Source organism: Pseudomonas sp. P7548 (assembly GCF_013386585.1).
In the GTDB taxonomy this organism is placed as follows: domain Bacteria; phylum Pseudomonadota; class Gammaproteobacteria; order Pseudomonadales; family Pseudomonadaceae; genus Aquipseudomonas.
In genome coordinates, this window is sequence record NZ_JACARO010000005.1 from 54,282 (window position 1) to 67,249 (window position 12,968).

Sequence of the window (12,968 nt, forward strand, 5' to 3'; positions counted from 1 at the left end):
CGCTGCCTAAGCAGTAACATCTTGTCATACATTCACTGCCTAGGCAGTAATAAGGTGACTTCCGATGCCCCACTTCACCCCTGACAGCTTCCGCAACTGCCACCTCGGCCTGCTACTGGGTCGGGCGGCGCTGCTCAAGGACCGCATTATCGACACCCACATGGAACCCCACGGCGTCACGGCCGCGCAGTTCAAAGTGTTGATCATCATTGCCCAGTTCGACGTCGATACCCCGGCCGAACTGTGCCGCAACCTGTCCCTGGACAGCGGTTCCATGACCCGCATGCTCGACCGCCTGGAACAAAAGGGCTTGCTGGCCCGCCAGCGTTCCGACCAGGACCGGCGCCAGGTCCGGCTGGTGCTGACCGAAGACGGCCAGCGCTTGGCAGACATGCTGCCGCACATTGGCGCGCAGTCGATGAACGAACTGGCCGGCGCCCTGGAGCCCGGCGAGTTGCAGAGCCTGGAAAGGATCCTCACGAAAATTCTAGTAGCTGCCGGTGACGCCATCGTCATCCAGCGGGTAGGTAACCAATGAAAACGCGCGCACTGAGCCTGGTGCTGGTGGCGATGAGCATGGCCGGTTGTGCCAACTTCAGCGGCCTCGACACCCAGGGCCAACGCCTCGACGCCAACACCCTGCAAACCGGTAAATCCCTGAGCGGCGTGACCCTGTCGCCAGCCGCCTGGCCCACCGCCGACTGGTGGAAGAGCCTGGGCGACCCTCAGCTCGACGGCCTGATCCAAGAAGCCCTGCAAAACAGCCCCGACATGCAAGTGGCCAGCGCCCGTGCCCACCAGGCCGAAGCCGCCGCCTTTGCTGCCGATGCCGCACGCATGCCGACTCTGGACGCCAGCGCCGGCGTCAGCCGTTCGCGCCTGGCCAAGGACCAGGACCCGCGCGGTGAAGGCGATGCCTACGCCACCGTGCGTAATATCGGCGCCAGCTTCAATTACAACTTCGACCTGTGGGGTGGCCAGCGTGCCGCCTGGGAAGCCGCATTGGGCCAGGCCCGCGCCGCCGAAGTCGACCAACAGGCCGCACGCCTGACCCTGGCTGCCAACGTGGCCAAGGCCTACAGCGACCTGGGCCAGGCGCACATCGTGCGTGACCTGGCGAACGACGACCTCAAGCGCACCCGCCAGATGCTCGACCTGGGCAAGCGCCGCCTGAATTCAGGCATCGACAGCCAGTACCAGTACCAGCAGACCGAGAGCCTGGAAGCCAGCTCCGAGTCGCAACTGATCGATGCGGAAAAACAACTGCAGAGCGCCAAGATCGCCCTGGCAGTGTTGCTCGGCAAAGGCCCGGACCGGGGCGGCGAACTGGCCCGGCCCAACGTGCTCAAGCCCAGCGCCGTGGCCGTGCCCTCGGTGTTGCCGGCCGAGCTGCTGGGCCGTCGCCCTGACCTGATCGCCGCCCGTTGGCGCGTAGAGGCCGCGAGCAAGAACGTGGCCGCGAGCAAGACCCGCTTCTACCCCAACCTCAACCTGAGTGCGAGCGCCGGGGCCGAGTCGTTGCTGGGCGACGCGATGTTCGGTTCGGCCAGCCGCTTCTTCAGCATTGCGCCGACCCTCTCGCTGCCAATCTTCGACGGCGGCCGCCTGCGCGCCGACCTTGATGCCCGCGACGCCGACTACGACCTGGCGGTGGCGCAGTACAACAAGACCCTGGTGCAGGCCCTGGGCGATATCGGCAACAGCCTGGTGCAATTGCGCGAAACCGGTCGGCAGATCCAGGCCCAGCAACACGCCGCGGACATCGCCCAGCAGTCCTACGACACCGGTGTGCAGCGCTACAGCTCCGGCATCGGTAACTACCTGGATGTGCTCAGCATCGAGCAGCAATTGCTGCAGGCCCAGCGTCAGCTGGCGACCCTGAATGCTGCGCAGATCGATCTGTCGATTCAATTGATGCAGGCCCTGGGTGGCGGATACAACGCCGCAAACGTGGCAGCGGCCACCCCAGCAACGCGTACGGAATAATGTGAGGTATTAGTCATGGCCACTGCCGACAGCAACGCCGCAACAGAAAAAGACACCAACCCACGCAAGCGCAAGGTGATGCTGATCGGCCTGGCGCTGATCGTCATCCTCGGCATCGTTGGCGTGTGGGGTTGGTATGAACTCTACGGCCGCTTCAATGAAAGCACCGATGACGCCTATGTGAACGGCAACGTGGTGGAGATCACCCCGCTGGTCACCGGTACCGTGGTCAGCATCGGCGCCGACGATGGCGACCTGGTCCACGAAGGCCAAGTGCTGATCAACTTCGACCCCAACGACGCCGCCGTCGCCCTGCAAAGTGCCCAGGCCAACCTGGCCCGCACCGTGCGCCAGGTGCGCGGCTTGTACAGCAATGTCGACGGCATGAAGGCCCAGGTGCTGGCGCAACAAGCCAACGTGCAAAAGGCCCAGGACAACTACAACCGTCGTAAGAACCTCGCTGCCGGCGGCGCGATTTCCCAGGAAGAACTGTCCCACGCCCGCGACGACCTGACCTCGGCGCAAAACGCCTTGGCCAACGTGCAGCAACAGTTCAAGACCAGCAGCGCGCTGGTGGATGACACCGTGATTTCGTCGCACCCGGATGTGCAGGCTGCTGCTGCCCAGTTGCGCCAGGCCTACCTGACTAATGCGCGCAGCACCCTGATCGCGCCGGTCACCGGCTATGTGGCCAAGCGCACCGTGCAACTGGGCCAACGCGTACAGCCAGGCACTGCCTTGATGGCCGTGATCCCGCTGGACCAGCTGTGGATCGACGCCAACTTCAAGGAAACCCAGCTGCGCAACATGCGCATCGGCCAGCCGGTGGACATCGAGTCGGACATCTACGGCAGCGACGTGAAGTTCAGCGGCACCGTCGACAGCCTCGGCGCCGGCACCGGCAGCGCGTTTGCCCTGCTGCCTGCGCAGAACGCTACCGGTAACTGGATCAAGATCGTGCAACGGGTGCCGGTGCGCATCCACGTCAACGCCGACGAACTGGCCAAGCACCCGCTGCGGGTAGGCTTGTCGACAGTGGTCAATGTTGACCTGCACGACCAGAGCGGCCCGGTACTGGCGCAACAAGCGCCGCAAAAAGCCTCGTTCACCACCAACGTGTACGACCGCCAACTGGCCGAAGCCGACGCCATGATCACCCAGCTGATCCATGACAACAGCCTCGCCGCACCCAAGGCTGTGCAACGCTGATGAGCAATAACGCCTCCTTCACGCCACCCAGCCTGTTGATGGCCACTATTGGCCTGTCGCTGGCGACCTTTATGCAGGTGCTCGACACCACCATCGCCAACGTGGCGTTGCCGACCATTTCCGGCAACCTGGGCGTGAGTTCGGAGCAGGGCACCTGGGTGATCACCTCGTTTGCGGTGAGCAACGCCATTGCCTTGCCGCTCACCGGATGGCTGAGCCGCCGCTTTGGCGAGGTGAAGCTGTTTTTGTGGGCGACCATGCTGTTCGTGCTGGCCTCGTTCCTGTGCGGCATTTCCACCTCCATGCCCGAGCTGATCGCCTTTCGCGTCATTCAAGGCCTGGTGGCCGGGCCGTTGTACCCCATGACCCAGACGCTGCTGATTGCGGTCTACCCGCCGGCCAGGCGCGGCATGGCCCTGGCACTGCTGGCGATGGTCACGGTGGTGGCGCCGATTGCCGGGCCGATCCTCGGCGGCTGGATCACCGACAGCTACAGCTGGCCGTGGATCTTCTTCATCAACGTGCCCATCGGCGTCTTTGCGGTGATGGTGGTGCGTTCGCAGTTGAAGAAACGTCCAGTGGAAACCAGCTACCAGCCGATGGACTACGTCGGCCTGCTGAGCTTGATCGTCGGGGTGGGGGCTTTGCAGATCATCCTCGACAAGGGCAATGACCTGGACTGGTTCGAGTCCAACTTCATCATCATCGGCGCGGCCATTTCGGTGATCGCCCTGGCGGTGTTCGTCATCTGGGAACTGACCGACAAGCACCCGGTGGTCAACCTGCGGCTGTTCGCCTACCGCAACTTCCGCATCGGCACCATCGTGTTGATCCTGGGTTACGCGGGCTTTTTCGGCATCAACCTGATCCTGCCGCAATGGCTGCAGACCCAGATGGGCTACACCGCCACATGGGCGGGCCTGGCGGTGGCGCCGATCGGCATCCTGCCGGTGCTGATGTCGCCGTTCGTGGGCAAGTACGCACACAAGTTCGACCTGCGCCTGCTGGCGGGCCTGGCGTTCCTGGCGATTGGCTTGAGCTGCTTTATGCGGGCGGGCTTTACCAATGAGGTGGACTTCCAGCACATCGCCCTGGTGCAGCTGTTCATGGGCATTGGCGTGGCGCTGTTCTTCATGCCGACCCTGAGCATCCTGATGTCCGACCTGCCGCCGCACCAGATCGCCGACGGCGCCGGCCTGGCGACGTTCCTGCGGACCCTGGGCGGCAGCTTCGCGGCGTCGCTGACCACCTGGATCTGGATTCGCCGGGCGGACCAGCACCATGCCTACATGAGCGAGAACATGACCACCTACGACTCGGCGACTCGCGATGCGTTGCAGGCGCTGGGTGGGGCAGGGCACAAGGCCTATGCGCAGCTGGACCAGATCCTCACCAGCCAGGCGTACATGATGTCCACCGTGGACTACTTCACGTTGCTGGGGTGGATGTTCATGGCCTTGATGTTACTGGTGTGGCTGGCCAAGCCGCCGTTTGGTGCGAAGGCGGGGCCGGAAGCTTCCGGCCACTGATTTCTGGATGTACGCGGTCAAAAATGTGGGAGCGGCGGTGCGACGATTCGACTTGCTCGCACCGCCGCTCCCACATTTGGATCTCTGTTCACATGGGACCAGTGGGGTTTGTGATCAGGCCCCAGGCAACGCCAACTGCGGGTTCACAAAATCAAACGCCGCCAACTGAAACCCTTGCTCATCCACCTGCAACGCCCACCCTTGCTTGTCCCAATCCCCCAGCACGATGCGCTTGGCCGCCTGGTCGCCAATCTGCAGCTTATGAATGGCGGGGCGGTGGGTGTGGCCGTGGACCAGGGTGCGCACGCCAAACTGCTGCATCACCCGTGGCACTTCCTCGGGGGTCACATCGACGATGTCGTTGGCCTTCATGCGCGTCTGCGCACGGCTTTCACTGCGCAGCTTGCGCGCCAGCTTGTGGCGGGTGCTTAGCGGCAGGTGGCGCAGGATGAACAGCACGATGGGGTTGCGCAGGATACGCCGCAGCTTCATGTAGCCGACGTCGCGGGTGCAGAGGCTGTCGCCGTGCATCAACAGCACAGGCTCGCCATGGAGCTGCACGACACTCGGGTCCTTGAGCAAGGTGGCACCTGCGGCTTTGCAGAACGCCTTGCCGATCAGGAAATCGCGATTGCCGTGCATGATGAAAATCGGGGTGCCGCTGTCGCTCAGCTCACGCAGAGCCTCGCCAATCGAACGCTGGAAGGGGGTCATGCCGTCGTCGCCAATCCAGGCTTCAAAGAAGTCCCCCAGAATGTACAACGCCTGGGCGCCACGGGCGCGGCCGTGGAGCAGATCCAGAAACGCCCGGGTAATGTCCGGGCGCTCCTCTTCCAGATGCAAATCTGAAATAAGCAGGATCACGCTTAGATGATCTCGGCTTTCTCGACGATAACGTCTTCTACCGGAACGTCCTGGTGGCCGGCTTTACCGGTGGTCTGCACGCCTTTGATCTTGTCGACGACGTCCTGGCCTTCGGTGACTTTACCGAATACCGCGTAGCCCCAACCCTGCACGTTCTTGCCGCTGTGGTTCAGGAAGGCGTTGTCGGCGACGTTGATGAAGAACTGCGCGGAGGCCGAATGCGGCTCCATGGTACGGGCCATGGCGACGGTGTACTTGTCGTTGGAAAGGCCGTTGTCCGCTTCGTTCTGGATGCTTGGGCGCTTGTCTTTCTTTTCTTTCATGCCTGGCTCGAAACCGCCGCCCTGGATCATGAAGTTACCGATGACACGGTGGAAAACGGTGTTTTCGTAGTGGCCGGCGTTCACGTACTCGATGAAGTTGGCGACGGTGATCGGCGCTTTCTCGGCGTTCAGCTCGATGACGATGTCACCGTGGTTGGTGGTCAGTTTGACTTGAGTCATGTTCACTACTCTATTTCAGGGAATTCGTGGGTTTGGGTGCCCGGGGCACCACGACCGGTATGGCTAAACGACGGCCAAGGCGCGCAGTTTAGCGTGACCTGCAGGAATTTCGAGGTGGTTTTTTACCGCCCATGCAATAAATGCAGCAGTTTTCGGCCTCGCTCTGTCAGGTGCTTGACAGCATCGGCTATGATATCGCCTTTGTTTTGTCGGCCTAGCCCGGCCACGTACTTGTCTGTTCAAGGATCCTATGAGCAAGCCCACTGTCGACCCTACCTCGAATGCCAAGGCCGGACCTGCCGTCCCGGTCAATTTCCTGCGCCCGATCATCCAGGCGGACCTGGATTCGGGCAAGCACACGCAGATCGTCACCCGCTTCCCGCCAGAGCCGAACGGTTACCTGCACATCGGCCACGCCAAGTCGATCTGTGTGAACTTCGGCCTGGCCCAGGAGTTCGGTGGCGTCACGCACCTGCGTTTCGACGATACCAACCCGGCCAAGGAAGACCAGGAATACATCGACGCCATCGAAAGCGACGTGAAGTGGCTGGGCTTCGAATGGTCCGGTGAAGTGCGCTATGCCTCGCAATACTTCGACCAGTTGCACGACTGGGCCATCGAACTGATCAAGGCCGGCAAGGCCTACGTCGACGACCTGAGCCCGGAACAGGCCAAGGAATACCGTGGCACGCTGACCGAGCCGGGCAAGAACAGCCCGTTCCGCGACCGTTCGGTGGAAGAGAACCTGGACTGGTTCGCCCGCATGCGCGCCGGTGAGTTCCCGGACGGCGCCCGCGTATTGCGTGCCAAGATCGACATGGCCTCGCCGAACATGAACCTGCGCGACCCGATCATGTACCGCATCCGCCACGCCCATCACCACCAGACGGGCGACAAGTGGTGCATCTACCCCAACTACGACTTCACCCACGGCCAGTCGGACGCCATCGAAGGCATCACCCACTCCATCTGCACCCTGGAGTTCGAAAGCCATCGTCCGCTGTATGAATGGTTCCTGGAGCACCTGCCGGTTCCCGCGCAGCCGCGTCAGTACGAGTTCAGCCGCCTGAACCTGAACTACACCATCACCAGCAAGCGCAAGCTCAAGCAGCTGGTTGACGAGAAGCACGTGCACGGCTGGGACGACCCGCGCATGTCCACGCTGTCGGGCTTCCGCCGCCGTGGCTACACCCCTGCCTCGATCCGCAACTTCTGCGAGATGGTCGGCACCAACCGTTCCGACGGCGTGGTCGACTACGGCATGCTCGAATTCAGCATCCGCCAGGACCTCGACGCCAACGCCCCGCGCGCCATGTGCGTGCTGCGTCCGTTGAAAGTCGTGATCACCAACTACCCGGAAGGCCAGGTCGACAACCTCGAGTTGCCGCGCCATCCGCAGAAAGAAGAACTCGGCGTGCGCAAGCTGCCGTTTGCCCGCGAAATCTACATCGACCGCGATGACTTCATGGAAGAGCCGCCAAAAGGCTACAAGCGCCTGGAACCGGCCGGCGAAGTGCGCCTGCGTGGCAGCTACGTGATCCGCGCTGACGAAGCGATCAAGGACGCCGACGGCAACATCGTCGAACTGCGTTGCTCGTACGACCCGGACACCCTGGGCAAGAACCCGGAAGGACGCAAAGTCAAAGGCGTGATCCACTGGGTACCGGCTGCGGCCAGCATCGAGTGCGAAGTGCGTCTGTACGATCGCCTGTTCCGTTCGCCGAACCCTGAGAAGGCCGAAGACAGCGCCAGCTTCCTCGACAACATCAACCCTGACTCCCTGCAAGTACTCACTGGTTGTCGTGCCGAACCCTCGTTGGGCGAAGCACAGCCGGAAGACCGTTTCCAGTTCGAGCGCGAAGGTTACTTCTGCGCAGATATCAAGGACTCGAAACCCGGTCGCCCGGTATTCAACCGTACCGTGACCTTGCGTGATTCGTGGGGCCAGTGATTCTCTAAGGAAGCCGTTGTGCTAACGATCTACAACACACTCAGCAAGACCAAAGAAGTCTTCAAGCCGCTGGATGGCAACAAGGTGCGCATGTACGTGTGCGGCATGACCGTGTACGACTACTGCCACATCGGCCACGGCCGCAGCATGGTTGCCTTCGACCTGGTGACCCGCTGGTTGCGTTTCAGCGGCTATGACTTGACGTACGTGCGCAACATCACCGACATCGACGACAAGATCATCAACCGCGCCAACGAAAACGGCGAGTCGTTCGACGCGCTGACCGAGCGCATGATTGCCGCGATGCACGAGGACGAGGCGCGCCTCAACATCCTCAAGCCGGACATGGAGCCGCGTGCCACGGACCACATCCCGGGCATGCACGCGATGATCCAGACCCTGATCGACAAGGGTTACGCCTACGCCCCGGGCAATGGCGACGTGTACTACCGCGTCGCCAAGTTCATGGGCTACGGCAAGCTGTCGCGCAAGAAGATCGAAGACCTGCGTATCGGTGCGCGCATCGAAGTGGACGAAGCCAAGCAAGACCCGCTGGATTTCGTGCTGTGGAAAGGCACCAAGCCCGGCGAGCCGAGCTGGGAGTCGCCATGGGGCGCCGGGCGTCCGGGCTGGCACATCGAATGCTCGGTGATGTCCACCTGCTGCCTGGGCGAGACCTTCGATATTCATGGCGGCGGCAGCGACCTGGAGTTTCCGCACCACGAAAACGAAATCGCCCAGAGCGAAGCGGCCACCGGCAAGACCTACGCCAACGCCTGGATGCACTGCGGCATGATCCGCATCAATGGCGAGAAGATGTCCAAGTCCTTGAACAACTTCTTCACTATTCGCGACGTGCTGGAAAAGTACCATCCGGAGGTTGTGCGTTACTTGCTGGTGTCCAGCCACTACCGCAGCGCCATCAACTACTCGGAAGACAACCTCAAGGACGCCAAGGGCGCCCTGGAGCGTTTCTACCACGCGTTGAAAGGCCTGCCGAGCGTAGCACCTGCTGGTGGCGAAGCCTTCGTGGCCCGCTTCACCGAAGTCATGAACGACGACTTCGGCACCCCGGAAGCCTGCGCGGTGCTGTTCGAGATGGTGCGCGAGATCAACCGCCTGCGCGAGAGCGATCTCGACGCCGCGGCTGGCCTGGCGGCTCGCCTGAAAGAATTGGCCAGCGTGCTCGGGGTTCTGCAAATGAAGCCTGAGGACTTCCTGCAAGCCGGCGCTGAAGGGCGTGTGGATGCGGCTGAAGTGGATGCGCTGATCCAGGCGCGTTTGACTGCACGCGCCAACAAGGACTGGGCGGAATCCGACCGTATCCGCGACCAACTCACCGCCATGGGTGTGGTGTTGGAAGACGGGAAGGGTGGGACGACGTGGCGGTTGGCTGACTGACTGCTGATATAAAAATAAACTAAAAAAGCCCCGGCATGTTCTGGGGCTTTTTTATTCAATGCACAGTGAGTATAAATTATTCAATGCTTAGATGAGAAGTGACTTTCAATATAGGAAAGTGCTTGCCGAGTACCAAGCGACTCAGTTTGTGGGCCTACTCGGACGTAGAACATTTCTTGAGCTTTAGAGTCTCCCTGGAATTTCCATTTGAGAAAAGCAGGTAAATTACTTTTTGAGCATGAAACATGGAAGACTGATTTTCCATCTATTTCTATGAATTCGCACTTTACCAAGCTTAGAGACTGGATATCACTGACCTCTTTAAACTTGTGCCAAAAATGAAGTTGAAACTTATCATTGTTTTGGAATAGGTCGGCTTCAGTTCCTAAGATTTCACCTTCGTCGCTTACACCAATCAGAAGGTCTCCTCCATTTGTGTTCAGAAATCCCATAATGGTTTTTAGTGAGGAGAGTTCGATGTCACTGTCTTTTTTTTGCGTATGTAAATTGGTACGAAATGTGGATTTAAATTCTACACAGTCAGACTCGCCAGCTTTTATAATTGAAATTATGGTTGCCTTTTTTTTAGGCTCAATTTCAAGTGCTGCTATTATCTGTAGCGGGAGTTCAAGTGTTATCTTGTCTTTTGTAACATAGTCTGTTGCTCCTAATCTTAATGCTTTGATTGTTTCGGTTTGTGTTCCTTCTCCAGATACCACAATAGATATTATACGGTTTTTTATTTCCTTTAGCTGTTCCAGTAGCCATAATCCACCCCAGCGGCCAGGGGGCATTGCAAGGTCAACTAAAACTATATCGTAATGGCTTTTTTTTATACGCTCTAAAGCATCCTCTCCGTTTGGAGAGAATTCAAAGTGACAGTTTTCTACTGCTAATAAACCTACGATGCTTTTTGCAACATCTGTTTGATCGTCAACCCATAATATACGTGTCATGTCAGCCTCATATCGTTTCTAAAGGTTGATGGAGTGAAGGTATCCATATTTTTACAACTGCGCCGCCTTCACTTGAGTTTGAGAAGTTTACGCTTCCGTTAAGTTCATTTATTAGCAATCTTACCGTAAGTAGTCCTAAGCCGTGCCCGTTTCTCTTAGATGAATTTATTGGTGCTCCTGAGTTAAGAGTCAAAAGCTGATCATGGCTAAAGCCGTCGCCGGAATCGGTGATTGACAGTTCAATGTCCCCGAGGCCTATATCTTGGTTGTAATTGATTGTTATGGTACCGCTACCGGAAATGGCCTCGCAGGAATTTTTAATAATATTAACGAGTATGGAGTGAAGGCTTTCTTTACTTGTCCATATATCTATATTGGATTCGGTGATGTCAAGTTTTATTATGATGGTCTCCGGCGTCCATGACCAAAGGCTCGAGAGTAGAGATCTAAAAAAACTACCTAACTTAACTTGTGTGATCTCGGGTTTTACCGTGTTTTTAGATATGCCTTGCACTGCTTTTACAGTTATTATGGCGCGTTCGGCATGACTGCTAGCATCTGCCGCGAACTGATATCGTTCCCTTTGCGATCTCTGTGCCTGTGCATGCTGTGAAGAAATAGAGTATCCCAATATATCATTTTTTATGCTGTGCAACATTGCTGCTATCACATCATTGGCGGATATGTTTGATGTTCCTTCTAATGCAAATGCCCACCATGCATTTAACGCTATGTTACGTGCCGGGTTAATTATAATTGCTGGCGTAATTATTTCTATGAGATGTTGAGATTCATATGCTTCGGTTATCGGAAGGAGAAGCTCTAGTGTATTCCATAGCCTGTTGTTCGATATTGATGTTAGGGCTACTGATTCTGTATCTGATGGCTTCTCTATAATGTAAGATAGTGAGCAGTTTTTCCGCGAAATAGTTATTGTAAGGTTAGGGTTGGTACATAAGTTTTTTGTCAGTAAGTCGATTAGAGCGAGATGGCTGCCTTGAATTTCTAATATTTCAATGTCTTGGCTTTCTGGGGTTAAAATATTGTATTTTTCCCGGGAAAGCATTTTAAATTGCTCGACTATTTCTGATACGGTTGTTGTTATTATTGATCCGCTCTTGATTTTATAAGCCGCAGCATAATCTATTAATTCCTTGTAGGCTTGGAAGTCGGATAGTTCGAATTCGCGTGAAAGAGGATCCAAAATGGATAGGGTTCTTTCAAGTGTTAGAAGGTAAGAAGGTAGGTTGTCTTGTTTGTCTGAGCCTGTGCTTATCTGCCCTGCATATTCGTAAAACGTCTGGGGTAGGATGGATTCTAAATCTGATGAGCTGATTTCAAGTGCGGTTAGAAGCTTGTTAAGCCAAGATTCATATTTGAAAAAATTTAAATTGTTTAAGTATAGTGCGCCTAAGAAGTTTTCTTTTAAAAGATTTCTATTGGCGTTTAGGTTTCTGTTGTTTGCGAATTTTATAGAGAGCTCTTTTATGTGTTCAGAGATCCACTTGACTACAGTCCTATCTGTGCTGAGCGTATTGGTATGATCGCTAATTTTGCCAAAAAAAATGTCAAAATGCTCTTTGGTGTTGAGGGCAAGTTTTGACTCTAAATCAATATTTTTCTTTCGTGTATGGATTTCTGATTCTTCCTTTAAGCCTTCTATATATAGCGAGGAGTGAAGAAGGTTTGAATGCAACTTAATTGTTGGGAGAACTGCTTTTAATTTATTTGTTAAAGTTTCGGATTTTATTTCGTATTGAATTTTTATAGATAGTGATTGACATGTTTCTTGTAAAGTTGTTTTTATTGATACTGCCTCACTTCGGCTTACGCTTAGACGAGATGTATTTTTGTGAAAGTAATTGTGCAAGACTTCCATGTTTTTAAGTAAGGCGCTGCTGGATTCTAAGCTTTCTTCATTTATTAAAAAAATTGCACCATAAAGAGCTTGGATGCTCTCTGATTTGATGGTCGATTTTATTTGGCGCTCGCCGTTTCCTAATAACATAAAATTTGAAATTGATAGTGAGTCAAAAATGGTTTCGAGCTTTTCTCCTTTTATAAGTAATGCCGTTGTCGCGCCAATCCCCCCGTTTTGTACCACCTGACTAGGCTGTAAGTTTTTTAATATTGTTTCGTGTGCTGCCCACTGAGTGACGTGGGAGCCAATAAATGCGAGTAAAGTATTATCTCGTCCAAGAGTGCCTGTTATATTTTCCTTTTTATAGCTTCTATGGGTTAATGACAGTCCTAATATTGATGAGCTCCAGTTTGGAAGTTTAAATTGTGCGACTAAGTTATTGAGTTTTTTCGAGTTTGCCAAGGGGGGCATGTTTTTAGCAATCTGATAGTAGTTGATTGCTTTTTCTAAATTAAGTATTTTTTCTTTGGTGTGAGGGATATTGTTTTCGATGAGATATTTTTTTGCCGCTTCTTGCTCGGCGATTCTAAGTGTTCGACCTGTTCCTTTGTACTTTTTATTATTTAATTCTATTTCGGCGGTAAAGACTTTAGAGTGAGCAGGGCCGGTTGAGTTTACTAGCTTATAAGTTGGTAGTGAGTTATATTG

At 55.7% G+C, this 12,968-nt stretch carries 10 protein-coding genes; 6 read left to right on the forward strand and 4 right to left on the reverse strand.

Translation table 11 applies throughout. The features are described 5' to 3' along the window. Window positions 1-64: 64 nt before the first annotated feature. Genes HX803_RS03030 through HX803_RS03045 form a run of 4 tightly spaced genes read left to right on the forward strand, consistent with a single transcriptional unit; the run spans window position 65 to window position 4,724 of the window. Window positions 65-538 (forward strand): MarR family winged helix-turn-helix transcriptional regulator, encoded by a 474-nt coding sequence (locus tag HX803_RS03030; RefSeq protein WP_178918892.1) that lies wholly within the window; start codon window positions 65-67, stop codon window positions 536-538. Next, window positions 535-1,986, forward strand: a complete 1,452-nt coding sequence (locus HX803_RS03035; protein WP_178918893.1) for an efflux transporter outer membrane subunit — start codon at window positions 535-537, stop codon at window positions 1,984-1,986. Before HX803_RS03030 ends, HX803_RS03035 begins: the two co-directional genes overlap by 4 nt. Before the next feature lie 15 nt (window positions 1,987-2,001). Further along, window positions 2,002-3,195 carry an efflux RND transporter periplasmic adaptor subunit gene (locus HX803_RS03040; RefSeq protein ID WP_178918894.1) on the forward strand — a complete coding sequence of 398 codons (1,194 nt, stop codon included), beginning with the start codon at window positions 2,002-2,004 and terminating at the stop codon, window positions 3,193-3,195. Next, window positions 3,195-4,724 (forward strand): DHA2 family efflux MFS transporter permease subunit, encoded by a 1,530-nt coding sequence (locus HX803_RS03045; RefSeq protein WP_178918895.1) that lies wholly within the window; start codon window positions 3,195-3,197, stop codon window positions 4,722-4,724. Before HX803_RS03040 ends, HX803_RS03045 begins: the two co-directional genes overlap by 1 nt. 114 nt (window positions 4,725-4,838) lie before the next feature. Here the strand turns inward: HX803_RS03045 and lpxH are convergent, their stop codons facing one another. Further along, complete coding sequence (lpxH, locus tag HX803_RS03050; protein ID WP_178918897.1) at window positions 4,839-5,588, reverse strand: UDP-2,3-diacylglucosamine diphosphatase; 750 nt, start codon at window positions 5,586-5,588, stop codon at window positions 4,839-4,841. A gap of 2 nt (window positions 5,589-5,590) precedes the next feature. Then, the gene (locus tag HX803_RS03055; RefSeq protein ID WP_123717841.1) at window positions 5,591-6,091 is read right to left on the reverse strand and encodes a peptidylprolyl isomerase; all 501 of its coding nucleotides are present in this window, start codon (window positions 6,089-6,091) and stop codon (window positions 5,591-5,593) included. Between the two features lie 250 nt (window positions 6,092-6,341). Here HX803_RS03055 and HX803_RS03060 point away from each other — a divergent pair, with 250 nt between their 5' ends. Together HX803_RS03060 and cysS are read left to right on the forward strand one after the other, a co-directional pair. Next, entirely contained in the window at window positions 6,342-8,042 is a 1,701-nt protein-coding gene (locus tag HX803_RS03060; protein WP_178918899.1) for a glutamine--tRNA ligase/YqeY domain fusion protein, read from the forward strand. 18 nt (window positions 8,043-8,060) lie between these two features. Next, the gene (gene cysS / locus HX803_RS03065) at window positions 8,061-9,443 is read left to right on the forward strand and encodes a cysteine--tRNA ligase (RefSeq protein ID WP_178918901.1); all 1,383 of its coding nucleotides are present in this window, start codon (window positions 8,061-8,063) and stop codon (window positions 9,441-9,443) included. 80 nt (window positions 9,444-9,523) lie between these two features. On the opposite strand, the gene HX803_RS03070 is transcribed toward cysS, so the two are convergent. Together HX803_RS03070 and HX803_RS03075 are read right to left on the reverse strand one after the other, a co-directional pair. Then, a complete protein-coding gene (locus HX803_RS03070) occupies window positions 9,524-10,399 on the reverse strand; it encodes a response regulator (RefSeq protein WP_178918903.1) in 876 nt (291 codons plus the stop codon). A gap of 7 nt (window positions 10,400-10,406) precedes the next feature. Beyond that, window positions 10,407-12,968: ATP-binding protein (locus tag HX803_RS03075; RefSeq protein WP_218646917.1), on the reverse strand; the 2,562-nt coding region annotated here is incomplete at its 5' end.